The sequence below is a fragment of the Microbacterium sp. SCPM-O-B-15248 (M128) genome (assembly GCF_058214835.1).
Genome location: NZ_JBYQLI010000001.1, coordinates 302,005 through 324,474, shown reverse-complemented (window position 1 = coordinate 324,474; position 22,470 = coordinate 302,005). Strand labels below are relative to the sequence as shown.

General features: G+C 67.9%; 24 protein-coding genes and 1 pseudogene. 7 read left to right on the top strand and 18 right to left on the bottom strand.

All coding sequences use genetic code 11. The features are described 5' to 3' along the window. Positions 1–11 precede the first annotated feature (11 nt). The 3 genes from AC3E6M_RS01545 to pdxH form a co-directional block, all read right to left on the bottom strand. On the bottom strand, positions 12–1,028 hold the full coding sequence (locus AC3E6M_RS01545; protein ID WP_490528860.1) for a LacI family DNA-binding transcriptional regulator: 1,017 nt from the start codon (positions 1,026–1,028) through the stop codon (positions 12–14). Between the two features lie 150 nt (positions 1,029–1,178). Further along, complete coding sequence (locus AC3E6M_RS01540; RefSeq protein WP_490528859.1) at positions 1,179–1,529, bottom strand: hypothetical protein; 351 nt, start codon at positions 1,527–1,529, stop codon at positions 1,179–1,181. A gap of 51 nt (positions 1,530–1,580) precedes the next feature. Continuing rightward, positions 1,581–2,222: a pyridoxamine 5'-phosphate oxidase gene (gene pdxH / locus AC3E6M_RS01535; RefSeq protein ID WP_490528858.1), complete on the bottom strand. Its 642-nt coding sequence runs from the start codon at positions 2,220–2,222 to the stop codon at positions 1,581–1,583. A gap of 214 nt (positions 2,223–2,436) precedes the next feature. Between pdxH and AC3E6M_RS01530 the strand changes: the two genes are divergently transcribed. Further along, a complete protein-coding gene (locus AC3E6M_RS01530) occupies positions 2,437–3,513 on the top strand; it encodes an alkene reductase (protein ID WP_490528857.1) in 1,077 nt (358 codons plus the stop codon). Here AC3E6M_RS01530 and AC3E6M_RS01525 read toward each other — a convergent pair. Together AC3E6M_RS01525 and AC3E6M_RS01520 are read right to left on the bottom strand one after the other, a co-directional pair. Beyond that, the gene (locus AC3E6M_RS01525; RefSeq protein ID WP_490528856.1) at positions 3,492–3,935 is read right to left on the bottom strand and encodes a nuclear transport factor 2 family protein; all 444 of its coding nucleotides are present in this window, start codon (positions 3,933–3,935) and stop codon (positions 3,492–3,494) included. The genes AC3E6M_RS01530 and AC3E6M_RS01525 overlap by 22 nt on opposite strands. Before the next feature lie 107 nt (positions 3,936–4,042). Beyond that, positions 4,043–4,681, bottom strand: coding sequence for a DsbA family oxidoreductase (locus AC3E6M_RS01520; protein WP_490528855.1), 639 nt, complete (start codon positions 4,679–4,681; stop codon positions 4,043–4,045). Between the two features lie 101 nt (positions 4,682–4,782). Here AC3E6M_RS01520 and AC3E6M_RS01515 point away from each other — a divergent pair, with 101 nt between their 5' ends. Continuing rightward, a complete protein-coding gene (locus AC3E6M_RS01515; RefSeq protein WP_212743477.1) occupies positions 4,783–5,376 on the top strand; it encodes a TetR/AcrR family transcriptional regulator in 594 nt (197 codons plus the stop codon). 26 nt (positions 5,377–5,402) lie between these two features. Here AC3E6M_RS01515 and AC3E6M_RS01510 read toward each other — a convergent pair whose 3' ends face one another. The 7 genes from AC3E6M_RS01510 to AC3E6M_RS01480 are packed head-to-tail and all read right to left on the bottom strand — an operon-like array spanning position 5,403 to position 14,032. Then, positions 5,403–6,650, bottom strand: coding sequence for an MFS transporter (locus AC3E6M_RS01510; protein WP_490528854.1), 1,248 nt, complete (start codon positions 6,648–6,650; stop codon positions 5,403–5,405). Beyond that, complete coding sequence (locus tag AC3E6M_RS01505; RefSeq protein WP_138173395.1) at positions 6,647–7,543, bottom strand: nitrilase-related carbon-nitrogen hydrolase; 897 nt, start codon at positions 7,541–7,543, stop codon at positions 6,647–6,649. Before AC3E6M_RS01505 ends, AC3E6M_RS01510 begins: the two co-directional genes overlap by 4 nt. After that, entirely contained in the window at positions 7,540–8,394 is an 855-nt protein-coding gene (locus tag AC3E6M_RS01500) for an ATP-binding cassette domain-containing protein (RefSeq protein ID WP_138173397.1), read from the bottom strand. Before AC3E6M_RS01500 ends, AC3E6M_RS01505 begins: the two co-directional genes overlap by 4 nt. Next, the gene (locus AC3E6M_RS01495) at positions 8,391–10,127 is read right to left on the bottom strand and encodes an ATP-binding cassette domain-containing protein (protein ID WP_490528853.1); all 1,737 of its coding nucleotides are present in this window, start codon (positions 10,125–10,127) and stop codon (positions 8,391–8,393) included. The genes AC3E6M_RS01500 and AC3E6M_RS01495 overlap by 4 nt, the downstream gene beginning before the upstream one ends. 4 nt (positions 10,128–10,131) lie before the next feature. Continuing rightward, positions 10,132–11,067 carry an ABC transporter permease gene (locus tag AC3E6M_RS01490; RefSeq protein ID WP_138173401.1) on the bottom strand — a complete coding sequence of 312 codons (936 nt, stop codon included), beginning with the start codon at positions 11,065–11,067 and terminating at the stop codon, positions 10,132–10,134. Between the two features lie 60 nt (positions 11,068–11,127). Next, positions 11,128–12,645 carry an ABC transporter substrate-binding protein gene (locus tag AC3E6M_RS01485; protein WP_490528852.1) on the bottom strand — a complete coding sequence of 506 codons (1,518 nt, stop codon included), beginning with the start codon at positions 12,643–12,645 and terminating at the stop codon, positions 11,128–11,130. A 49-nt stretch (positions 12,646–12,694) separates the two neighbouring features. After that, entirely contained in the window at positions 12,695–14,032 is a 1,338-nt protein-coding gene (locus AC3E6M_RS01480) for an amidase family protein (protein ID WP_138173405.1), read from the bottom strand. 159 nt (positions 14,033–14,191) lie between these two features. Here AC3E6M_RS01480 and AC3E6M_RS01475 point away from each other — a divergent pair, with 159 nt between their 5' ends. Further along, complete coding sequence (locus AC3E6M_RS01475; RefSeq protein WP_490528851.1) at positions 14,192–15,439, top strand: ROK family protein; 1,248 nt, start codon at positions 14,192–14,194, stop codon at positions 15,437–15,439. A 128-nt stretch (positions 15,440–15,567) separates the two neighbouring features. On the opposite strand, the gene AC3E6M_RS01470 is transcribed toward AC3E6M_RS01475, so the two are convergent. After that, positions 15,568–16,134 (bottom strand): hypothetical protein, encoded by a 567-nt coding sequence (locus AC3E6M_RS01470; RefSeq protein ID WP_490528850.1) that lies wholly within the window; start codon positions 16,132–16,134, stop codon positions 15,568–15,570. 239 nt (positions 16,135–16,373) lie between these two features. Here AC3E6M_RS01470 and AC3E6M_RS01465 point away from each other — a divergent pair, with 239 nt between their 5' ends. Beyond that, a complete protein-coding gene (locus AC3E6M_RS01465; protein WP_490528849.1) occupies positions 16,374–17,195 on the top strand; it encodes a hypothetical protein in 822 nt (273 codons plus the stop codon). 135 nt (positions 17,196–17,330) lie between these two features. Here the strand turns inward: AC3E6M_RS01465 and AC3E6M_RS01460 are convergent, their stop codons facing one another. The 3 genes and pseudogenes from AC3E6M_RS01460 to AC3E6M_RS01450 form a co-directional block, all read right to left on the bottom strand. After that, on the bottom strand, positions 17,331–17,663 hold the full coding sequence (locus AC3E6M_RS01460) for a WCX domain-containing protein (RefSeq protein ID WP_490528848.1): 333 nt from the start codon (positions 17,661–17,663) through the stop codon (positions 17,331–17,333). 42 nt (positions 17,664–17,705) lie between these two features. Continuing rightward, a pseudogene (locus AC3E6M_RS01455) lies at positions 17,706–17,762 on the bottom strand (WYL domain-containing protein); the annotation flags it as partial. Between the two features lie 94 nt (positions 17,763–17,856). Further along, complete coding sequence (locus tag AC3E6M_RS01450) at positions 17,857–18,096, bottom strand: MmyB family transcriptional regulator (RefSeq protein WP_490528960.1); 240 nt, start codon at positions 18,094–18,096, stop codon at positions 17,857–17,859. A gap of 375 nt (positions 18,097–18,471) precedes the next feature. On the opposite strand from AC3E6M_RS01450, the gene AC3E6M_RS01445 reads away from it, so the two are divergent. Beyond that, on the top strand, positions 18,472–18,810 hold the full coding sequence (locus AC3E6M_RS01445; protein WP_490528847.1) for a hypothetical protein: 339 nt from the start codon (positions 18,472–18,474) through the stop codon (positions 18,808–18,810). A 285-nt stretch (positions 18,811–19,095) separates the two neighbouring features. Next, positions 19,096–19,503 carry a hypothetical protein gene (locus tag AC3E6M_RS01440; RefSeq protein ID WP_490528846.1) on the top strand — a complete coding sequence of 136 codons (408 nt, stop codon included), beginning with the start codon at positions 19,096–19,098 and terminating at the stop codon, positions 19,501–19,503. A 79-nt stretch (positions 19,504–19,582) separates the two neighbouring features. Here the strand turns inward: AC3E6M_RS01440 and AC3E6M_RS01435 are convergent, their stop codons facing one another. Together AC3E6M_RS01435 and AC3E6M_RS01430 are read right to left on the bottom strand one after the other, a co-directional pair. Then, complete coding sequence (locus AC3E6M_RS01435) at positions 19,583–19,705, bottom strand: hypothetical protein (protein ID WP_490528959.1); 123 nt, start codon at positions 19,703–19,705, stop codon at positions 19,583–19,585. Positions 19,706–19,740: 35 nt separating this feature from the next. Further along, positions 19,741–20,544: an MmyB family transcriptional regulator gene (locus AC3E6M_RS01430; RefSeq protein ID WP_490528845.1), complete on the bottom strand. Its 804-nt coding sequence runs from the start codon at positions 20,542–20,544 to the stop codon at positions 19,741–19,743. Positions 20,545–21,091: 547 nt separating this feature from the next. Between AC3E6M_RS01430 and AC3E6M_RS01425 the strand changes: the two genes are divergently transcribed. Beyond that, complete coding sequence (locus AC3E6M_RS01425) at positions 21,092–22,309, top strand: beta propeller repeat protein (protein WP_490528844.1); 1,218 nt, start codon at positions 21,092–21,094, stop codon at positions 22,307–22,309. Positions 22,310–22,470 lie beyond the last annotated feature (161 nt).

Sequence of the window (22,470 nt, the reverse complement as noted above, 5' to 3'; positions counted from 1 at the left end):
AGTTGGGCGGGTCAGGCGGAGCCGGGCGCGGCGACGGAGCCGCGCTCGAGATAGGTCGGCGGGATGAGATGGAGGCCGGATGCCACGGGGCGCCCGGCGACGAGCTCGATCGCCAAATCGACCGCGAGCTCGCACGAGTTCTGCGGGACGAGCGGGATCGAGTCGACCGGGGTGGCGAGGGCGTCCGTGTCGAAGCTGCTGCCGACCGAGACGATCGACACATCGTTCGGCACGCTCTTGCCGAGCGCGGCGAGCTCGACGAGCATCACCTGCAGCACTTCTTCGGGCGCGTGCAGGACGATCCCGGTGACCCCGGCCCCGACGAACGCGCGCACCGAGCGGCGCACGAGATCGCGGTCGGTGACGACCTCACCGGATGCCACTGCGGTGGCGTTCATCCCGCGTTCGGTCGCCCGCTCCAGGACGGTGCTGCGGACACGGGGCGGGAAGTTCGACTTCTCGTACGCGCGGCGAGACCCGCCGATGAGCCCGATCTCGCGGTGCCCGGCGTCGGCGAGCCGGTCGACGGCCTGGACGGCGGCGCTCTCGAAATCGAGGTCGACGCACACGAGTTCGTCGTGCTCGTTCGGGATGCCGACGAACACCGTCGGCGTCGCGCTCGCGCGGGCGATCGCGACGCGCGGGTCGGCGGGGGCGACGTCGAGCACGAGGATGGCATCCACGAGTCCGCTCGCGGCGACGCGCTTCATCCCGGCCGAGGCGTCCTCGTCGGTGAGAAGGAGCATGTCGTACTCCTTGCGCCGCGCCGCGACGGTCATCGCGTGCATGAACGCCATGTGGCTGGGCGCGTGACTGTCGGCGCGGAGCGGCTCGGACAGCGCGAAGATGTTGGTCTGGCTGCCGGCGAGCATCCGCGCTCCGGCGTTGGGGCTGTACCCCAACTGCTGCACGGCATCCTGGATGCGCCGGCGCGTATCGGCCGAGACCGGACGCTTGCCGCTCAGCGCGTAGGAGACGGTGCTGATCGACACGCCCGCAGCGCGGGCGACCTCGTCGATCCCTGCCATAGCGACTCCTTCGTAGCTGTCGAAGCGCTTCCGAGAAGCGCTTCGACGGCAAAGCTAAACCACGTTCGCCGTCGAGCGCAAGAGGTAAGTTGGCGCGGGCAACAAAAGGGCACCTCCCACCGAGGGCCGGGCACGCGGGGGACGAATGACTCAGCGCTCGTCCGACTCCCGACGCCGCTGGATGGCCTCCGCGATCGGGTCCATCGGGAGAGCCGGCCCGAACTGGGCGTTCGGCTTCGTGTCGCGGTGCGGATGCCGCGGTCGCCCCCGTCCGAGGGAGATGTCGCTGTACGCGTCCGACGCGTAGAGGTCTTCACCGCGACGGGACGGCGCGCGACGACGGGTCGAGAGGAGCGAGACCGCGGCCAGGGCGACCACAGCTCCGACCGGCAGCGCCCACAGCGGAGTGTCCCACTCGAAGGCGAGCGACGCCCAGTAGAGGGCGAAACCGCCCACGAGGATCACGGCGATCGCGATCCGCCGCCAGAGCTGCAGGGCCATACTCGACGGTATCCCGCCACGGGCGATCCCGCGACCCCGACGAACGGCCGGTCAGGGCTGCCGCCGCACCGCCGCCCATCCGTCGCCCTCGCGCGTGAACACGATCCGGTCGTGCAGCCGCGACGGGCGGCCCTGCCAGAACTCGATCTCACGCGGCTCGATGCGGTAGCCACCCCAATGCGGTGGCCGCGGCACGGGCGCGTCGTCGGCGAAGCGCGCTTCGACGGCATCCATGGCGTCCTCGAGGGCGGCTCGGGATGCCACGGGCTGCGACTGCGCGCTCGCCCAGGCCGACAGCTGCGACCCGCGCGGACGCGACGCGAAGTACGCGTCGTCGCGCTCGGCCGGCAAGGGCGTCGCCGCGCCCAGGACGATGACCTGCCGCTGCAGCGCGTACCAGGGGAACAGCGCCGACACTGCCGGATTCCCGGCGAGAGCCCGGCCCTTCCGCGACAGCCGGTTGGTGAAGAACCACAGCGCACCGTCGTCGTCGATCCCGCGCAGCAGCACGGCGCGCGACGACGGTCGGGCCTCGGCATCCACCGTCGACACGACCATCGCGTTCGGCTCGGGCAGGTCGGCGGCGTCCGCCAGCCACCGCTGGAACAGCGCGATCGGCGAGGCGGCGAGCGCGCCGTCGTCGAGTTCGGCGAGGGTGTAGTCGAGCCGATGGGCGAGGGGGTTCTCGGTCATCGCGCGGTCCTCCGGATCGGGCTCGGGAGGCACCATCGTACGGCCGGCTCGGCGCGACGAGCGGAGGACTCTCGCCCAGCGGAGGACGATTCCCGCGGCCTTCGTCCTCCCCTCCCCGCTTCTCCTCCGCTCCTCCCGGCGCCGATCCGGAATATCCGCCGAACGCAGCGAGTTGAGCACACCCGGCCCCGTTCCCCCTCGAAAGGACCCCCGCGTGAGCCTGTTCAGCCCCACCACCGTCGGCGATGTCGACGTCCGCAACCGCGTGTCGCTCGCCCCGATGACCCGCCTGCGCGCAAGCGCCGACGGCGTCCCCGGGCACCTCGTCGCGACTTACTACGCGCAGCGCGCGGGCATCGGTCTGCTGGTGACCGAGGGCGTGTTCCCGAGCGCCGAGTCGCGGGCGTACCCCGGTCAGCCGGGCATCGTCACCGACGAGCAGGCAGCCGGCTGGGCGAAGGTGGCGGATGCCGTGCACGCCGAGGGCGGAGCCGTCTTCATGCAGCTCATGAACGGCGGACGCGTCTCGCACCCGCTCCTCACCGGAACCGACCGCATCGTCGCCCCCTCGGCGATCGCGATCGAGGGCTCGACCCGCCTCGCTGACGGCACGAAGGTCGACTTCCCCGTGCCGCACGCCCTCGCGACGGAAGAGCTCGCCATCGTGCGCGACGAGTTCGTCGCCGCGGCCCGTCGAGCGGTGGATGCCGGCATCGACGGCGTCGAGCTCCACTCGGCCAACGGCTACCTGCTGCACGAGTTCCTCTCCCCCGCGTCGAACCAGCGCACCGACGCCTACGGCGGCTCTCCCGAGGCTCGTGCCCGGTTCGTCATCGAGGTCGCGCGGGCCGTGGCCGCCGAGATCGGCGCCGGTCGCGTCGGCATCCGGATCTCGCCCGCCCACAACATCCAGGACGTGTGGGAGAAGGACGAGGCCGAGACCCGCGCCACCTACGAGGCGCTCATCGCCGGCCTCGCGCCCCTGGGCCTGGCGTACCTCAGCGTGCTGCACGCCGACCCCGCGGGCGACTTGATCCAGGACCTGCGCCGCGCCTTCGGCGGCACGTTCATCGTGAACTCCGGATTCTCGGTCGTCACGACGCGCGACGAGGCCGTCCAGGCGATCGACGACGACATCGCCGACCTCGTCGCCGTCGGCCGCCCCGCGATCGCCAACCCCGACCTCGTCGCCCGCTGGGAGCGCGGCGCCGACGAGAACGAGGTGCACCAGCCCTCGGTCTACGGCGGAGACGAGCGCGGATACACCGACTACCCGTTCCTCGAGGGCTGAGCGACGAGATTCGGCCCGACGTTCACCATCGACCCCATGCGGACGATGCGGCGACGGATGCGCAGGCCCGAGTCGGTCCGGACCATCTCGTCGTCGTACCAGGCGTTCGCGATCGTGCCCGCGAGGTTGTCGCCCTCGAGCACGAGCGCGTCGCCGTAGGTGCGAGCGGTCAGGGGGTCGACCCCGGTGATGACGGTGTTGGTCATGCGGTGGAGGGTCCGCCCGGCCGGGTCGTGCGTTTCCTGCATGAAGGCGCTGAAAGCGTCGCCGCTTTCCCAGCGCGCGAAGCCGAAATCGACTTCAGCGTCGTCGGTGAAGACGGTGCGGAAGAGGTCCCAATCCCGCGTGTCGATTCCGGTCGCGTACCGGTAGACGAGGTCGAGGACCTCGAATCGCAGGTCGGCACTGATGGTGGCGCTCATGGTGTCCTTTCGATTGTCGTTCACGGGTATTTCGGGAACGGTGCAGGCGCCATCGGCACAGACGATGGCGACCCCGCCGCTCAGATCGCGAAGCGGGGGCGACGCCGTCATGCGTTCGCGACCTGGGCGAGGATGCTCTTCAGCTGGTCCACCTCGACCGCGCCGGGGATCGCATAGGCGCCGTCGATGACCACGAACGGAACGCCGCGCGCTCCCAGCTCGTGGGCCGTGGCGGCATCCCGGTCGACGGCCTCCGCGAACTCGCGCGACTCCAGCGCCCGTCGAGCGGATGCCACGTCGATCCCGACGTCGGCCGCGAGGTCGAGCAGCGACTCCACCGTGCCGATGTGCCGCCCCTCGGCGAAGTACGCGGCGTAGAGGCGGTCGCTGAGTGACGCCCGCGCTCCAACGGTCTCCGCGTAATGCAGCAATTCGAGCGCCAGATGCGAATTCGTGGGGCGAATTCTCTCGGGTTCGTACCCCAGCCCCTCCGCGGCGGCCGTCTTCTTCATCGCGGCGAACACGCGTTCCTGCCCGGCGGCATCCATTCCGCGGTTGGCCTCGAGATATTCGCGAGCGTCGAAATCGACGGGGAAACCGGGCTGCAATTCGAAGGATCGATGCACCACGTCCACCTCCCCGGGAAAGTCCGCCAGCGCCTTCTTCCACCGGGCATCTCCGACGTAGCACCAGACGCACTGCACGTCGGACCACACCTCGATCCGCATCGGTCGGCTCTCTCGCATGGTTCCTCCTGGCTGGCATCCGTCCGGCAGCGGACGTAAAGTGGGGGGTGGCTCCGTTTCACAATATGGGGTCACCCCCCACTTGTCAAAGAATGGATGCCATGGCCAGGCCCCTCCGCGCAGATGCCCGCCGCAACTACGACGCGATCGTCCAGGCGGCGGTGGAAGAAGTCGGATCACGGGGGGCGACGGCATCCCTCGAAGACATCGCGAAGCGCGCGGGCGTCGGATCGGCGACCCTGCACCGCCACTTCCCCACCCGCAATCTGCTGCTGCAGGCCGTCTTCGCCGACGGTATTGCGGCGCTGGCCTCCCGCGCGTCCGACCTGGCGCAGGAACGCGATGCCGGAAGCGCCCTGCGCACCTGGCTGTCGGAGCTCGCGGCCTACAGCGCGAGCACGCGCGGCCTCGCCGACACCCTCGACCTGTCCGCCGGGGTCGACGCCGACCCCGACATGCACACGTGCGAGATCCTGCTGCTGGGGGCGGCCACCACCCTGCGGGATGCCGCGGCGAGCGCCGGCGCGATCCGCCGCGACGTCGGCGCGTACGACCTGCTGTCGCTCGTCAACGCGATCTCGCTCGAGGCCCGGAACCACACCGATCCCGAGGCGTTCGCGACCCGTCTGCTCGACCTCGCGTTCGACGGCATCTCGCGTTCGACGCCATCTCCCGCGACGGACAGTCGCACCTGATTGGGGCGCGTCGCCGGGCGGGCCGGTCAGGACCGACGTGCCCTTCCCAGCGTCAGCCAGGCGAAGAGCACGCAGACGAGAACCGTGGCCCCGAGGACGGCCGAGGCCGAGCGGGGATCGAGCGAGTCCGCGAGCACCCCGAAGACCGGCGCGCCGACGGGGATGCCGATGAGGAGGAAGACCGAGAACACCGCGGACACCCGCCCACGGAGCTCCGCGGTCGCGCGCGCCTGGACCGTGCTGCCGGATTGCGTGACCAGCATCATCGCGGCGAACCCGGCCGCGACGAGGGTGCCCATGTAGACCGCGATGTTCGGGCTGGCCAGCGCGAGGATCGCGAGCACCCCCACTCCCACGGCTCCCCATCGCACCAGGACGACGGACGTGCTGTTGCGCCAGGCGGCGACGAGGGCGCCCGCGATCGTGCCGACCGCGAGGGCCGTCGCGGCCAGCCCCACCTGCTCGGGGCCGGCATCGAAATCCTCCGTGAGGATCAGCGTCGCGAAGGTGACGAAGTTCGGCCCGACGAGTCCCCCCACGGCGGCGATGACGAGCACCTCGGGGAGGACCGGGTCGCGTTTGATGAACGCGAGCGCGGGCCCGAGCCCCCTCGACACGGATGCCACGACCGTGTGGCGCGGCCCTCCCAGCGTCGCGAGGACGATGGCGAATCCCCCGAACAGCGCGGCCCCCACCGCAAACGGCAGAACGAACCCCGTTGACGCCACCAGCACGCCCCCGACGGCGGGGCCGACGAAGCGACCCAGCTGGAGGAAGAGGGCGTTGAGGCTGACGGCGTTCGCGATCCGACCCGTGGACACGAGGTCGACGACGACGGCCGATCGCATCGTCTGCTCCATGAGCGAACCGAGGCCGAAGAGAGCGGCGAGGACGAGCACCGAGGTGATCGAGGCGAGGCCGAGGGCGATGAAGGCCGCTTGCGTCGTGGCTACGGTCATCATCACCAGTTCGCCGACCATCAGCACCCGTCGGGGGCCGATGCGATCGGCCAGCACTCCCGTCCACGGCCCGAACAGCAACAACGGGAGCGACTGGATTGCGAGCGTGAGTCCCAGCAGCGCGCCGCTCCCGCCGGAGAGCTCGAGGATGAGCAGGGACTGCGAGAGCTGGATCATCCAGCTCCCCGTGTAGGCGAACTGCGCACCGAGCGCGTACCGGCGGAATCTCAGGTCGGCGAAAGACGAGAACATGCGCGCCAGGGTGGCGAGGAGCCCGCGACCGGCAGACTCCTCGCCGTACGTGCCCTGCGTCACGGAAGGGGCAGAGCCGCGAGCGGGTCCGCGTCGAAGATCCGGCGTACGCGCGACAGGTCGATCTCGGCGACGAGGATGCCGTCGTGGTCGTGCGCGAGAGGCTCGACGACATCCTGGCCGTCGGGGCCGAAGATATGCGTGGCTCCACCGCCGACGCTGATCTTGCCGGCCCGTTCCGGCGTGTCCGAGTACCGCTGCGCGAACTCCTCGCCGATCACCTGCGTCGGCGCGACGACGAACATGCCGCCTTCGGCTGCGTAGAAGCTCGTCGCCCCCATGTTCACCTTGGCGCCCATCGTGACGACCTCGGGGACCAGCCCGAACGCGGGCCACGCGGCCACGTGGATCTCCTCGCCCAGCCCGTACATCACATGACGGAGCATCGGTCGCTTGTGCTCAGAGCAGTTCAGCGCGCCGATCGTTCCGATACTCGTGTCCGTGACGACGAGGTTGGTCTCGGGGTCGCCCGGGGCGAAGAACGAACCCTCGACCGACGACGGCTTGAGCTTGCGGCGCGCGAGAACCGTCGCGCCGGTCTCGTCGATGATCCACTGCGCCATGTAGATGCGGCCGGCGTCATCGCGTTCGCTCAGACCGAGGACGACCTGGATGCCGTGCTCGGCCGCGGCATCCGCGATGCGAACGTGCTCGGGCCCGCCGTGCACCGCCGAGTTGGCGATGTAGTGCTCCCGCTGGTCCGCCTGCCACTCGTCCGTCCCGAGCCAGAGGAACACCGGGTAGCCCGGGAGCCACACCTCGGGGAACGCGATCAGGTCGGCGCCGGCGGCGGCCGCCTCCGCGATCAGTGTCAGCGTTTTCTGCGTCGTCGCCTCGAGATCGAACCACACGGGCTCGCTCTGTACGGCCGCGACGGTGAATCGACGTTCGCTCATGGGGTGTTTCCTTTCGAAGCCGCGTCGAGGAGGCGGAATTCCGTCCTGCGTTCGCGTTGGCGGATGGGGTCGGGGACAGGGGATGCCATGATCAGGCGCTGGGTGTATTCCTGCGTCGGCTGGGCGGTCACGGCATCCGCCGGACCGGATTCGACGATGCGGCCGGCCTCGAGCACGGCGACATCGTGGGCCATGTGCCGCACCACGGCGAGATCGTGGGAGATGAAGAGGTACGTGAGCCCGAGTTCCCGCTGAAGGTCGAGGAGCAGGTTCAGCACGGTCGCCTGTGTCGAGAGATCCAGCGCGCTCGTGGGCTCGTCGCAGACGATCAGCTCGGGGTCGACCGCGAGGGCCCGCGCGATCGCGATCCTCTGCCGCTGCCCGCCGGAGAAGTCCCGTGGGAGGCGCCGGGCGGCATCCGTGGGAAGGCCGACGTGATCGAGAAGGCCCCGGACCTTCGCCCCCGCGTCCACGGACGACAGCCGCTGGTGGAACTCCAGCGGCTCGCGAAGCGACTCCTCGATCGTCTTCGTCGGGTTGAGGGAGCTGTACGGGTCCTGGAAGATCATCTGGATGCGAGAACTCATCTCCCGACGGGCTCGCTTCGCGGTTCCGGCGAGATCGTTCCCTTCGAAGAGGATGCGGCCCCGGGCCGGACGGACGAGACCGACGACCGCGCGGCCGATGGTGGATTTTCCCGATCCGGACTCGCCGACCAACCCCAGGGTCTTGCCGCGGGCGATCGAGAGGTTCACGCCGCTGACCGCGCGGTGGAGGCGGGTGCGCAGTCCCCGCCGCCGGTAGGTCACGTCGAGTTCCTGGATGTCGAGGAGGACCGTCTTGTCGTTCATCGCGACTCCATCAGGGCGTTCAAGGTGGGCAGCGCGGTGAGCGGGACACGTCCGTAGGGGTTCGCCGCCAGAAGGGCCCGCGTGTACGGGTGCGTCGGCGAGGCGAAGAGCTCTTCGACCGGCGCCTCCTCGACGACAGACCCGTTGCGCATCACGACGGCGCGATCGGCGATGTCGGCGACGACCCCGAAGTCGTGCGTCACGAGGACCAGCGCCATCCCGGTGCTCTCGGTGAGCGAGCGCAGGAGCAGCAGGATCTCCGCCTGCACTGTGACATCGAGCGCGGTCGTCGGCTCATCGGCGATCAGAAGCGTGGGTTCGCCGGCGAGGGCCATGGCGATGCACACGCGCTGGGCCATGCCACCGGACAGCTGATGCGGGTACGACGCGGCGACGCCCGCGGCATCCCGCAGATTGACCTTCGTCAGGAGCTCCATCACCCGCGCGCGAACCTGAGGGCGCGGCACGATGCGGTGCGTCTCGAGGACCTCACTGATCTGGCTGTAGACGGTGCGGACGGGGTCCAGCGCGACCATGGGTTCTTGGCCGATGTAGGCCAGACGAGTCCCGCGGATCCGGTTGAGCTGCGCATCGGTTCGTCCGAGCAGTTGCTGCCCCTCGAATCGGATGCTCCCGCCGTCCACCTCGACGCCGCGAGGGATGAGCCCGAGGATCGCCATCGCGGTCATGGTCTTGCCGCTGCCGGATTCCCCGACCAGAGCCACGCGTTCACCGGCTCGGACGGAGAGATCGACCCCATGGAGGATCGTGGCCCCGCCGTCGGTCGCGACGCGAACGGTCAGGTCTCGCACGTCGAGGACGCCGTCGGCCTCGCCCGACTCCGTGATGCGGAGCGGTCGCTTCCGCAGGGTGGGCCGCCACGGCGCGCCGGAGACCTGTGCTCCGCGGAGCCGCGAACGCAGGTGGTCGCCGATGACGGCGAACGAGAGCACCGTGAAGACGATGACGAGTCCCGAGGGGACCATGAGCCACGGCTGGCGGTTGATGGCGGCGCTCGCGTCACTGACGAGTCCGCCCCAGCTGGGCGCGGGCGGTGGCGCCCCGAGCCCGAGGAAGTTCAGTCCCGACTCGGTCAGCATGGCGATACCCAGGATCACGCTGGCCTGTACGAGAACCGGCGTGACGATGTTCGGTGCCACGTGCCGCAAGAGGATGCGATGTTCCGGCAGGCCCGAGACGCGGGCGGCGTCGACGTACGCCTCGGCGCTGGCCGACCTCGCGGCATCCCGCGACAGTCGGTAGAAGACCGGACTGGTGATGAGTCCGAACACGGCCATCGCACTGTAGATGTTGCGACCGGTCATCGCCAGGATCGCGAGAAGCAGCACGATCACCGGCACGCTCTGCACCACGTCGAAGACGCGGGAGATCACCGTGTCGACCGCGCGGCTGGAGTATCCGGCGATCAGCCCGAGTGATACGCCGATCGTCGCGGCCACCAGAACCGCCTCCGTGGCGCTCAAGAGGCTCACCCGGCCGCCGTAGAGCAGACGAGAGAGGACGTCGCGGCCGAGCGCATCCGTGCCGAGAGGATGCACCAGCGAGGGAAGCTGCATGGCGCTGGAGAGGTCCTGCTGGATGGGATCGTATCCCGTGAAGAGCGGCGCACCGAAGCACCCGACGACGATCACGATCAGCCAGAGGGCCGCCAGCGCGAGACCGAACGTCGGACGCGGAAGGCGGGGACGACGGGAAGCGGACGAGGATGCCATGAGGTCACCGCACTTTCGGGTTGAGCCAGGCGACGATGACGTCGCTGATGAGGTTCACGACGATCACGAGAAGAGCCATGACGAGCACGAGCGCCTGCATGAGCGGGAGGTCGAGACGGTTGACGGCCTCGAAGATGAGGCTGCCGAGCCCGGGGAGTCCGAAGACCTGCTCGATCACGACGACGTTGCCGAGCATCGTGATGAACTGCAGGCCGACGACGGCGATGATCGGTCCGGCCGCGTTGCGGAGGAGATGACCCCACACGATCGAGCGGGGGCTGATCCCCTTCGCCCTCAGCGTGCGCACGAACTCCTGGTTCATGAGGCCGAGCATCGCCGCGCGGGTCTGCAGTGCGACCGCGGCGGTCGCTCCGGCCGCCAGCGCGACGGCGGGAAGGATGATGTACCGCGCCCATTTGCCCGGGTCGTCGAACAGGTCGGTGTAGCCCGACGGAGGAAGGACGCGCAGCCAGATGGCGAACACGATCACGATGACGAGACCGAGCCAGAAGCCCGGCACCGACATGCCCAGGGTCACCACGACCTGCGCGACGCGATCCAGTGCCCCACCTCGCACCGCGGCCGCCGCCCCCAGGGAGACGCCGACGAGGACGGTCAACACGGTGGCGGCGCACGCGAGCGACAGCGTCACGCCGATGCGGCCCGCGACGACGTCCGCGACGGGCTGCGACGAGAAGTAGCTCTGCCCGAGGTCGCCGGTGAGGGCGGACCCGAGCCACTGCGCGTACCTTTCCCCGATCGGCAGGTCCAGGCCCAGCTGCGAGCGCAGGGCGGCGATCTGCTCCGCGGACGCGGACTCGCCCAGGATCGCCGTGGCGGGGTCACCGGGGAGAAAGGGCACCAGGAGGAAGGTGAGGAGCGAAACGACGAAGAGGATGGGGAGGGCGAGGGCGATCCGTCGCCCGATCACAGCGAGCATCGTGCCTCCTTTCGAGGAAGGGGTGGTGAGCGGAAGGGCGCTCCGCTCACCACCCGGTCGTCAGGACGTGGGAGCGAACGAGTAGATCCACGGGGTGCTCATCCCCGGCCAGATCTCGACGTTCACACCGGGGTCGGCGTAGGCGATCGTGTAGCCGTTGTAGATCGGCACGAACCACGCTTCTTCGGTCAGGATGCCGTTGATCTTCTGCCACTTCTCGGCGGCGTCCTCGGGCGTCGCCGTCGCGATCTGCGCGTAGAGGTCGCTGATCTCGGTGTTCTCCGACTTGAAGGGGTTCTGGAGCCCACCGGGGAAGAGGATGTTCGGCGCGAGCGAGAAGAGGTCGAGCTGGGCGTTCTGGAGCGTGTACGCCGGGGTCACGCCCTTCTGAACGTCGGGGAAGAAGTTCGCTTGGGAGTCGTTGATCGTGACGGTCACTCCGATCTCGGCGAAGTACCCCTGAATCGCCTGGATGAGAGCGGTGTGGATCGGCGGGATCGTGATCGCCATCTCGAACCCATTCGGGTACCCCGCCTCCGCGAGGAGCTTGCGCGCCCGGTCGGGGTCATACGTGTACGTGCCCTCGAGGGCTTCGTCGTAGCCGGCGGTCTGGGGCCCGAACCACTGGTCGGTCACCGTCCCGTAGCCGAGCGCGACGGTGTTCAGGATCGCCTCGCGGTCGATCGCGAAGTTCAGCGCCTGCCGTACACGGACGTCGCCGAGCGCGGGAAGCATGGTGCCGTCGCGGTCGGAGAGAACGATGCCGACGGTGTTCGTCTCCGCCGTGATGACGTTCAGACCCGCCGACTTCGCCGCGTCGGCCGTGTCGGCGGCACCGTAGGCGATCTGGACTTCGCCCGCTCGCACGGCATTGAGCACCGCGTTGGCATCCGCGTACTTCTTGAATCGCAGCTCGTCGTACGGGAATGCGTCGGCACCGCCCCAGTAGTCCGGGTTGCGGACGAAGGTCCAGTGATCGCCGGTGAGCGAGTCGGCGGCATCGAGGGTGTACGGCCCGGTGCCGACTGGCGCGGTCGCCAGGGTCCCGCCGTCGATCGCGGCGGGGCTGGCCATCATGCCCAGGTTCTTCGAGAGCGTCAGCTCGAGGGAGGGGTCGGGCGAGGTAAGGGCGAGCGACACGGTCGAGTCGTCGACGACGGTGACCGACGCGACCTTCGAGAAGAGGCTGGCGTCGGGTCCCGCGGCGGTGGCGACGCGGTCGAGGTTCTCCTTGACGGCTTCTGCGTTGAACGGGGTGCCGTCGCTGAACGTGACGCCCTCACGCAGCGTCATGACGAACTCGAGGTCGGACGGACGCTCCCACGACGTGGCGAGGTTGGGTTCGAAGCCGCCGTCGACCGTGTAGCGGATCAACTGGTCGTAGACCGGCTGCAGCATCCACGGCGCGACGCCGGAGTCGGAGAGGATCGGGTCGTACGTCGTCAGCGGTCCGATGACGGCGATGCCCAGTTCGTCTGTTGCGCCCTCGGCGGAGCCGGTGGCGGTGGAGCCGGAGCAGCCGGCCAACAATGCGCCGGTCATGACGACGGCGAGGGCGGAGAGGAGAGTTCTTCGCACGCGATTTCCTATCGTGTCGGGGATTGCAAAGAGAACGGAGAGGGGCGGGTCATACCTCGGGCAAGGGCGCGGATGCCGGTGCACCGAGGTTCTTCTCGAGTCCGTAGGCGAGATCGAGAAGCATCTGCTCCGCATCCGGCTGCGTCGCCAGTGCGGTGGTGAAGTGCATGAGTCCGTCGGCGCCGACGGCGCCCGGGATCGTGAGGGCGGGATACCCCGACTTCGAGCTGAAGTAGGCCGCACCGCCGCCGGGGAACAGCACGACATCGACCGAGAACCGCTCGTGGATCCGCTCGAGGGTGCGACGCGTGCCGGATCGCTCGAGCTGCCAGACGTCATCGCGATGGGATCGGTCGCGCTCCAAGTCGACCTTCGCCGAGCGGAGCAGATTGTCCGCGCCGTACGGCATCCGGGCCGTCGGGTCGGCGAGGTAGTGGGCGACGAGCGAGTCGAAATCATCGACGCCGGTCGGTGCCCGTACGCCGGCGAGGTAGGGGTCGATATTCTCGCGGAAATCGTAGGTGGGCACGGTGAGGTCGCCGTGCCCTCGCCAGGGGAGGTCCTCGAGCAAAGGGACGAGGGCGGCACCGGCGGCCCGTAGGTGTGCGAGCCGCTCGCGCCAGTGGGCGAGGTCCTCGCCGGAGACCCCCGCGAGCATCGGGATTCCGACCGTCAACGACTCCATGCGGCGGTCGTCGAGGCGGGAATGGAACTCGTCCGCGCGCTCGTGCACGATCGCCGACATCGTGGCCGCCAGGTGCCGCGACGAGAGCGACATGGGTCCCGGGGTGTCCTGACGCGGTGAGATCGGAACGACTCCGCGGACGCTGACCCGGCCCACCGTAGGGCGGAGACCGAAGACACCGTTCAGGCCCGCCGGATTGAGGATGGATCCGCCGGTATCAGTGCCGATGGCGACATCGACGTACCCTGCCGCGACTGCGACGGCGGCACCCGAGCTCGAGCCGCCCGTCGACAGTCGTGGGTTGTGGGGGTTGAGCGGGCGGCCACCGAGTGCGCTGTAGCCCGCCGGCGCGGCGAACGTCACCCAACCGGACAGTTCGAGCTGGGTGGTCTTGGCGACGAGCAGTGCCCCCGCGTCACGGAGCGCGTCGACGACGTCGGCGTTCCGCACAGGCTCAGCGCCCTCGAGAGCGAGAGATCCCGTCGTCGTCGGAAGTCCCACGACGTCGATGTTGTCTTTGACGGCGACGGTCAGCGCGCTCAGGGGCCCCTCGGGATGGGTGGCCGGTCGGGGCGCCAGGGAACTGATCGCGTTCAGCCCGTTGTGGCCGCCGTCGAACGCGCGGATGCGACTCCTGGCCGCGTTCCATTTTTGCTCACCGAAGGACGAAACCGGCGGTGCAATAGGCGTCGGGTTGATCACAAAAGCAGTAGACCACGCCGAATACGCCGCGCTTTCCTGCGGAAGCGAGACTTAATGGACGTGCAACGTCACGGAAACATGCCGACGTTTACAGGAAAGATCTCAGCAATTTTGTCGCCAAAAGCACCGAACCGGACGGATTAACGTATCGTGGCGTCCATGACCGATCTCTCCCATCGCAGCGTCTCCTTCGCGTCGTACAACCGCGCTGCCGCCCTCGATCTGATCCGGCGGAGCGGTCCGCTCACTCGACGTGAACTGGCGGATGCGCTCGGACTCTCACGCGCCGGGATCGCCACGGTCGTCGATCAGCTCGTGATGAGCGGCGCTGCCGTGGAGGAGCAGGGGGAACGAACGAAAGGGGGTCCCGGACGACCTCCGCGGCTCATCACCCTGGTCGAGGAGGGAGGCGCGAGCGTCCTCGCCCTCATCGTGCGGCCTCGACGCGTCGAAGCGGCGCTCGTGTCGTCCGGTGGCGAGGTCACGGCGTCGAGGTCCGCGGAGATGCCCTTGAGTTCGGATGCCTCGGCTTCCGCGCGAGAGCTCATCGCCCTCGCGAAGGCGGTGACGGCGGGCGTCGAACCTGGCCCGTCGGCGGCAGCGCTGGTTCTGCCGACCCTCGTTCACGACGGCGGACGCATCGACCACCACGGTGCACGGGAGTTGATGCCGACGTGGCTCGACGAGGACGTGGTGCTCTCCCTCGAACGTGAGCTCGGACTGTCGGTGGACGTGGTGAACGAGACGGTCGCGGCGGCCGTGGGCGAGGCGGCGCTCGCGGGCACGGGGGTGGAGCGCTGCGCGATCTACGTCAAGGTCGGCGCCTCGGGCACCGGGATGTGCACCCTCGTCGGCGGCGTTCCGTTCGGCGGCGCCTCGGGCATCGCCGGCCAGCTGGGGCACATCAGCATCCGCGGCCAGGGGGTGCGCTGCCCGTGCGGTCAGCGCGGGTGCATCGCCGCCGAGATCGACTATCAGGTGCGCGAAGAGCTCGAACGGCGTCGCGGGCACCTCACGCGCTTCTCCGTCGAAGACCTCGTCCGCGAGGCGAAGGACGGCGAGCCCGCCACGCGACGGTTCTTCTATGACATCGGCATCCAGCTGGCCCCCGCTCTGGGCGCGGCGATCAATCTTCTGCAGCCGTCCACCGTCGTCATCGGCGGGGATCTCGCGGACGGGGACACCGGCTTGCTCGCCGGCCTGGAGGGCGAGCTGTCCCTCTCCGTGCACCCCGGTATCGCGGAGGGACTGCAGGTGTCGGTCTCGCGCTTCGGCTCGATCTCTACCGCAGTCGGGGCCGCGTCGTTGATCGGTGATCGTGCGCGGAGCCAGGGGCCGCGGATGCCGGTCCCCCTGACGCCTCATCCCGCGGGTGCGCCGACCGCGACCATCGTCTCGCCACGTTGACGGCCGTAGTGACGAAGTGTGCACTCGACGAGCTCGAGATTCAGCTCCACCCCGTCGAGCAGCCGCGGCCCGCTCCGACCGACCCAGGGCGCTTCAGTGCCCCTATCGTGTGTTCCCGGTGGAACCGGTCAGCCCTGTGTGTAGAAGAATCGTTCGCCGGTGATTTGCCCGTTCTGGTTGTTCGTCGCGACGACTTGGGCGACCACGTGGTCACGGGTGTAACCCGCCGGCAGGACACCAGCGACGTGGAGGTACTGGCGAAGTGGCATCTGTGCGCCCGCGGGAAGCGGCGAGGCGTTGGCCAGCCGAATGTAGGCGATTCCGTCGCTTGTCGTGGCTGTGCCGATCATGTTCCACCCAGATGCGACGCCCACATAGTTCGGGATCAATGCCGAAGGCTGGCTGATCTGAACGTAGAAGGCCCCCGCTGCGAGGTCGCAATCTCCGACGTTGGCAAGCACCAGGTCAACGAATGGCTCATCGTTGGCGTGATACAGGGGCTCGCCGTTGTGGACGGCGGTGGGGTACAGGTCCATCGAGAAGATCCCGACGCTGGTCGTGCAGGTGGTCGAGGCCGACGCGGCGGGCGCGGCGACAGCGACCGCGATGGCCGGGATGGACCAGGCGGCACCCTTCATGATCGTGCGACGAGGAATCCCCGTCCGGTCCTGCGCGGTGCTGTTCTTGTCGTCCATGGAAGACCTCTTTCATTCTCAATTGCGCACGGTTGTTGGACTGGCACGAGTTTGGCGAGCGGGGCCGTCGAAGAATGGTGCGATCCAGGGATTTGCAACAAACCAGTCCCTGTGACGCACATTTGTCGCCGCAACTTTGTGGACGGCGCTCTTATGCGGGAATGATTGCTTGCGCGGCTCACTGGGGAGAGTCAGCCACGAGCTAATCGAAGCCGGAGGTACCGAAACCCATGACGTCTATGGGCGAGGAAGCAGCAGAGAATTGCGACGAGTTCGGGTGGCATCCGCACGGCTTCATTGACCCCGCCTTAGTCGCGGAAACAGCGCAGAGTCCGCGGCACGGATACGGTCGTGCCTGGTCCAAGACCTCCACATACTCCCTTCGGCCCGACGAGCGACTGCTGTATCTCGTGCACACTGTCGAGGGGGCCTTTGATTTCACGATCGAAGGGGAAACCGTGCGAGCCGAACCCGGGCAAACGGTGTGCTTTGACGGGAGCGCGTCGGTGCACGCGCAGACCGTCATGGACACTGCCCGCTACGTGTGGTTCTTCCCCGGCAATCGCCTCGGACCCGACCGATCGCTGCTGCGCGCACACGAGCCCATCGTGCTGACGAACGCCTCTATGCAAGGGCTGATGTCCATGACGAACGCCCTGCTGAACGTTGACGCTTTACCTGCCGGCCCAGCTCACGAACAGGTTGGATGGGCGATGGAGAGCCTTGTTGCCGCTGCTTTGCACCAATCGACGCGCGTCACCGACGAAGACGCCATGCACCGTGACGGCCTCTTCACGGCGGCACAGTCCGTGATCCGCGCCCGCTTCCGGGATCCCGGCTTCACCGTGGCCGAGCTGGCGCGAGATCTGTCCAGCAGCCGCAGCAACGTCCACCGATCGTTTATCTCAATGGGGACGACGCCCCGCCGAGAGATCGAACGCTACCGCCTCACAGAAGTCGAACGGCAACGCGCTCTGGTCCCCCCGCTGAGCGAGCTCGTCGAGGCGGCGGGGTTTACCTCGGTTCGCCAATATCGAATGGCGCTCACCCGTTCCGAGTGAACAGGCCCCATAATCATCGACTTCTGAGCGGTGCGCAGCCCGTCTATTCGGACGCGCAAATCCAAGCCTCCCACTCTGTTCCACGCCTGCCGCGTCTAGCGCACGCTGACCGTGGATACCTGCAAACTTTCGCGCCTACCTGAGGAGCCGGTTATCACCGCTCTTAGCCCCTGCGCGCGCGAACCGCTCCGCCAACCCCGCGAACGCCTCTGCCAACTCCGGCGGCCCCACGACCTCCATCTCGGCCTCGAACCGCCCGAACGACGCGGCGAGCGCTCCCCACGACCACGACCCCGCCTCCAGCGTGCAGCTCCCCTCGTCGACCGCGGTGACCGTCCCGTCGCCGGCGAAGGGCAGCACGTCGCGCGCCGGGAGGCGCAGCAGAACCGTTCCGCGGCACGGCCAGGCGTTGGCATCCGCTCCCTTGAATCGGGCCGAGACGAACGCGTCGACGTCGCCGCCCGGCACCGTGCGCGGGGTGAAGGGGGCGCCGTGCGGGATACGCGGATGGAGGCGATCGACCCGGTAGATCCGCCAGTCGTCGCGGTCGAGGTCCCACGCGACGAGGTACGCGGGTCACGCCGCCGTCAACCAGGGGGCACGAGCGACGCACACCGTCGGTCCGGATCGCCGACTTGGCATCCTGCGCCAACCTGTCTCGTTATGTACACACCCCATCGTGAGCGACGTTGTTCGCGTAGCGCGGCGGCGAGATCTGCCGTTCACCCGCCGCTAGACTTCCCATCGCCGCCGGGTGGGGATGCAGGCGCTGGCCGTCACTGTCGGGCAAGTACAGCACATCGTAAGGCAGTTCGAGGTCGCCCACCTGCGGGTGATGCAACCGCCTTGTTCCGCTCGACACCAACCGCCCGTCGTGCTCCGCCCACAGGCGCGCGTGAATTCCCGACTGTCCATTGACAGCTCACCCACGAACTCGCAAGAGCGGGACCGTCCGCATATTGCCCCGCCGCCAACCACAGCGACGCCACCGCCCATGCCGCGTCTCTCGCCCAAGAAGCGTGCCTCCGGCGACATCCTGCACCATAGTGGCGCTGGCTCGCGCCGACGACGATTGGAAAAGCGAGCGCGAAGATCGGACCGTGCCGATGTGGTGAGCCAAGTCCGGGCTGGCACCGGCTGGACCTCCCCTCATGGACTTGATCGTCTATTTGTTCGGTCCACGCGGATCTTATGCATTCCTGGTGGCTGAGTTGTGAACATCTTGAGACTGTGTGCCTATTCTTCAGATCACACAAGCCCATGAAGGGGGCACAGCATGGAGGTTTGGAGCATCTTGGCGCTCGTCATCGCGGTGGTGTCGGTGGCCGTTGCCTTGTGGCAGGGCTTCATTTCGAAGCAGCAGTTGCAACTGGCGAGAGACACCGAAAAGCGAACGGAGGACACACTGACTGAGATCAGGAAAGAGACGGGGGAGACGCGGAGGGTTGCGCAGGACATCAAGTCGAACATCGACGAGCGAATTACCAAGATCCTCGACAGCAAGCTCGCTGCCGAACAGCAGTCTCAGGCGGCCTCAGCTCAGATGAGTCAGATGTTCACTCAAAAGCTCTTTGAAGGCCTCGGGGTCACCCAGCCAAAGCCTGATGCGAACTAGTACCAGAAGGCGCTTCAGAGGACTGAGCGCTTTCTCAGTGGGGGCGATCGTGGTGATCGCCATCGGATGCGTGGGCTTTGTCGAGGTGTCCGGGCCACACGACGCATTCTCTGGTGGGCAGAGCTATTCATCCCGGCACTGGTCGGCGCGGGGACGGTTTTGGTCTCGTACGCAGCGTTCGCGGCTTCGCGCCGCGCAACAGACGTAGCGGCAGAGTTCGAGAGGCAGCGCGAGTTCAATGAGGCACAGCGCGCCAGAGACGAGCGCAAGCGGAGGCTTCAGGATATGGCGCTCGAAGAAGCACGGGCACTGAACCGACTTGTCGTCGAGACGTACGTGTCCGACCCTCGAATGCCCCACCACCGGTCGCAACTGAAGCAGGCCGAGATTGATGCCCGCGTTGCGCTCGAGCAGAGCATCGTTCCTGGGGCTGAAACGCTCTACAACATCACGGTCTACGATCTGAAGAATCGGTCCATGTACGTCATGATCCACGACGAAGAGTCGGTGGTTTCGAAGGCACGCAAGCGCCGGATCGCGAGCATGCGCCGTGAACGCACGAAGGATCGCATCCGGGCTTGGGCACTGGACCCTGAGGCGCAGGTTGCGTCGCTCGAGGCGGAGTCCCGCGACATCGAGGATGCCCCACTCGACTACCTGATGTTCGGCGAAGACCCCAGACCCGCCGCCTGACGCGGTCTACGGCCCCGTAGATTCGGGGTTCCCCGGTTAGGCGAACGATTGCGGCGACTGCACAAGCAGAAGCAGTGGACTAGCGCTCAGCCAGACCGCGGCCACGCTGTATGGGTATTCGCCCGACCCACCGCTTGATGAAGAATCGGATGTTGGCGTGGCGGCACTGGTCGCGGCTGTGCCTCACCCAGTCCGGAACCATCGGGCGGTGGTGTGGGGCGGGCTTGACGCCCTTGATCACCGACTCATTCCCGTTGGGACCTTTCCCGGCAGGGCGGCGATGCAGCATGCCCGGAGCGGCGCAGCTCGTCGGCTGAGAACGCCATCGACCTGGCATCCGTCGGGAGACGCGCCTTGTAACGCACGAACCGGTTGAGTGTCATGTTGGTTCCGAGCCTGCGGCCGGATCTGGCATCTGCTCGCCATAAACGTTGTCCTCACCCCAGCAGCGCCAACGCATCGGCCGACGCGCTTTCCCACCGCCGCCGTATGCGTGAGCAGCCGCTGCCCGTTGCTGTCGGGCAAGTGCAATACCTTGTAATGCAGGTCGAGGTCGCCCACCTGCGGGTGGCGCAACCGCTTCGTTCCGCTCGAACACAACCGCACGTCGTGCTTCGCCCACAGACGCGCGAACTCCCGACTGCCCATCGACAACTCGCCCACGAGCTCAGTGAGCGCGCAATCGTACGGATACTGCCCCGCCACATACCGCAACGACGCGACCGCCGACGCCGCCTCATCCGCCCAAACGCGGTGCAGCCCACGCGTATGCCGGTCGAGGAACAGCAGGCGCATCTGGTTCGGACGCGTCGCCGGATCCTCCGGATCCGTGAACGCCAGATGCCCCGCCACCAGCGCGTGCCCCAGCGGATTCCACGCCAACACGTCATTCCGCCGCCCCAGCAGCAACGCCGGCACCGACGGCATCGACGCCAGCAGCGCCAACGCCCCGGGCACCGCCACCTCCGCGCGCGTCACGCGCTTGCGCCGCGGAGGAACCGGACGCGCCAGCTCATACAGATGCAATGGTTCGCCTCGCAAGTTCCCGACCGTTCAACGACAGCTACGACGAGCTCACCCGGCGCGTGCGCACGTCACGCCTGAGGTGAAGTCGTGGGGCGAGTGAGGTGAGCTCGAGGGTGCTTCGAGAATGACGGTCCACCGCAGCGCCAGTCCGCGCCGGCCGGCCGTCCGGTGCGCACCAGCGAATTGGCGCGAAGTCGCAGCGCGCCAAGGGAGCCGCATGCATCAGAAGTGAGCTTCACCACCGAGAAACAGGACGCTCTCGGGGACCTGGGGTTCCTAAAAGGTTCGGAGAATCGACCGTTACTCCGGTCATCTCAGCAACGACCTCACCCGAAAGGCACCTCCATGTCTCAGACGCCCGACAACACGTCAGCCATTACCCCCCCCCCCCCCCCCCGCTGATCTGAATCGCCGCACCATCCTGCAGGGCGCGGCTTGGACCATCCCCGCCATCGCCGTCGCCACCGTCGCCCCCGCGGCATCCGCGTCCACCAACGCCGTCCTCGCCTTCAACCAGGCCAGCTACTCCGGCACCGCTTGCGGCACCATTACCGGCGCCTACGTGACCGTCACCGTCGGCGGCACCCCCACCCCCGGCCGCTCCGTCACCACGACGTTGAGCAACGGGTACACGTTCGCGGGTGGTTCGACCACGAACACTCAGGTGAGCGACGCCAATGGGCGTGTGAACCTGCCGAGCATCTCTGTGGCGTCCGTGGTCGGTTCGGGAACGCTGACGGCGACTACGTCCGGGAGTCCGGCGGCCACCGCAAGCATCGTTTCCACGAGCCCGGGCGCAGCCGTGGCGTTCACGCAGGACTCGGGGACGTCCACCGGCTGGCCCGCACTCCCCGCCGGGGTCACCGCCAGGTCCATCAACGCCGGCTCACCTGACAACATCAGCCGCGTCTGGGTCTACGGCAGCGACAACAACGTCTACCGCAGCAGGGGCTACGGCGCCTGGACCAAGGTCTCCACCGGCACCGTCGACGCCTTCACCGCAATCAACAACACCACCGCCGGATTCTGGGCCGCGGGATCTACCGTTGGATTCTCGGATGACTCGGGAACCTACACGGACTGGCCAGCACTGCCCGCCGGGGTCACCGCCAGGTCCATCAACGCCGGCTCACCTGACAACATCAGCCGCGTCTGGGTCTACGGCAGCGACAACAACGTCTACCGCAGCAGGGGCTACGGCGCCTGGACCAAGGTCTCCACCGGCACCGTCGACGCCTTCACCGCCACCAACAACACCACTGGCGGAATCTGGGCCGCGGGATCTACCGTCGGCTACACGGATGATTCCGGAACCTTCACCACCTGGCCTGCACTCCCCGCCGGAGTGACCGCCAAGTCCATCAACGCCGGCTCGCCCGACGGAACTAGCCGCGTCTGGGTCTACGGCAGCGACAACAACGTCTACCGCAGCAGGGGCTACGGCGCCTGGACCAAGGTCTCCACCGGCACCGTCGACGCCTTCACCGCAATCAACAACACCACCGCCGGATTCTGGGCCGCGGGATCTACCGTTGGATTCTCGGATGACTCGGGAACCTACACGGACTGGCCAGCACTGCCCGCCGGGGTCACCGCCAAAGCCATCAACGCCGGCTCACCTGACAACATCAGCCGCGTCTGGGTCTACGGCAGCGACAACAACGTCTACCGCAGCAGGGGCTACGGCGCCTGGACCAAGGTTTCCACCGGGACCGTCGACGCCTTCAACGCAATCAACAACACCACCGGAGCGATTTGGGCCGCATCTCCCGTTTGCTAACAATCAATCGGTAGATCGCAGAACACCGACACGGCACCCGGCGAAGCTCGCAGCTCGCCGGGTGCCTTGCCGTTCAGGGTCCGAACAGGTGAGCCGGTCGGCCCAGAACACCTCTACTCGGCATTCGGCGGTTGTCGCGCCTCATGAACACCCGTCGAGAG

Excerpts from the sequence above, each read along its gene's own strand:
- AC3E6M_RS01490 (WP_138173401.1), bottom strand. The coding sequence starts at position 11,067 with ATGCTCGCTGTGATCGGGCGACGGATCGCCCTCGCCCTCCCCATCCTC.
- AC3E6M_RS01515 (WP_212743477.1), top strand. The coding sequence starts at position 4,783 with ATGGCCAGGCCCCTCCGCGCAGATGCCCGCCGCAACTACGACGCGATC.
- AC3E6M_RS01525 (WP_490528856.1), bottom strand. The coding sequence starts at position 3,935 with ATGAGCGCCACCATCAGTGCCGACCTGCGATTCGAGGTCCTCGACCTC.
- AC3E6M_RS01505 (WP_138173395.1), bottom strand. The coding sequence starts at position 7,543 with ATGAGCGAACGTCGATTCACCGTCGCGGCCGTACAGAGCGAGCCCGTG.
- AC3E6M_RS01545 (WP_490528860.1), bottom strand. The coding sequence starts at position 1,028 with ATGGCAGGGATCGACGAGGTCGCCCGCGCTGCGGGCGTGTCGATCAGC.
- AC3E6M_RS01465 (WP_490528849.1), top strand. The coding sequence starts at position 16,374 with ATGGGCGAGGAAGCAGCAGAGAATTGCGACGAGTTCGGGTGGCATCCG.
- AC3E6M_RS01540 (WP_490528859.1), bottom strand. The coding sequence starts at position 1,529 with ATGGCCCTGCAGCTCTGGCGGCGGATCGCGATCGCCGTGATCCTCGTG.
- AC3E6M_RS01445 (WP_490528847.1), top strand. The coding sequence starts at position 18,472 with ATGGAGGTTTGGAGCATCTTGGCGCTCGTCATCGCGGTGGTGTCGGTG.
- AC3E6M_RS01495 (WP_490528853.1), bottom strand. The coding sequence starts at position 10,127 with ATGGCATCCTCGTCCGCTTCCCGTCGTCCCCGCCTTCCGCGTCCGACG.
- AC3E6M_RS01500 (WP_138173397.1), bottom strand. The coding sequence starts at position 8,394 with ATGAACGACAAGACGGTCCTCCTCGACATCCAGGAACTCGACGTGACC.
- pdxH (WP_490528858.1), bottom strand. The coding sequence starts at position 2,222 with ATGACCGAGAACCCCCTCGCCCATCGGCTCGACTACACCCTCGCCGAA.
- AC3E6M_RS01470 (WP_490528850.1), bottom strand. The coding sequence starts at position 16,134 with ATGGACGACAAGAACAGCACCGCGCAGGACCGGACGGGGATTCCTCGT.
- AC3E6M_RS01440 (WP_490528846.1), top strand. The coding sequence starts at position 19,096 with ATGGCGCTCGAAGAAGCACGGGCACTGAACCGACTTGTCGTCGAGACG.
- AC3E6M_RS01435 (WP_490528959.1), bottom strand. The coding sequence starts at position 19,705 with ATGGTTCCGGACTGGGTGAGGCACAGCCGCGACCAGTGCCGCCACGCC.
- AC3E6M_RS01520 (WP_490528855.1), bottom strand. The coding sequence starts at position 4,681 with ATGCGAGAGAGCCGACCGATGCGGATCGAGGTGTGGTCCGACGTGCAG.
- AC3E6M_RS01475 (WP_490528851.1), top strand. The coding sequence starts at position 14,192 with ATGACCGATCTCTCCCATCGCAGCGTCTCCTTCGCGTCGTACAACCGC.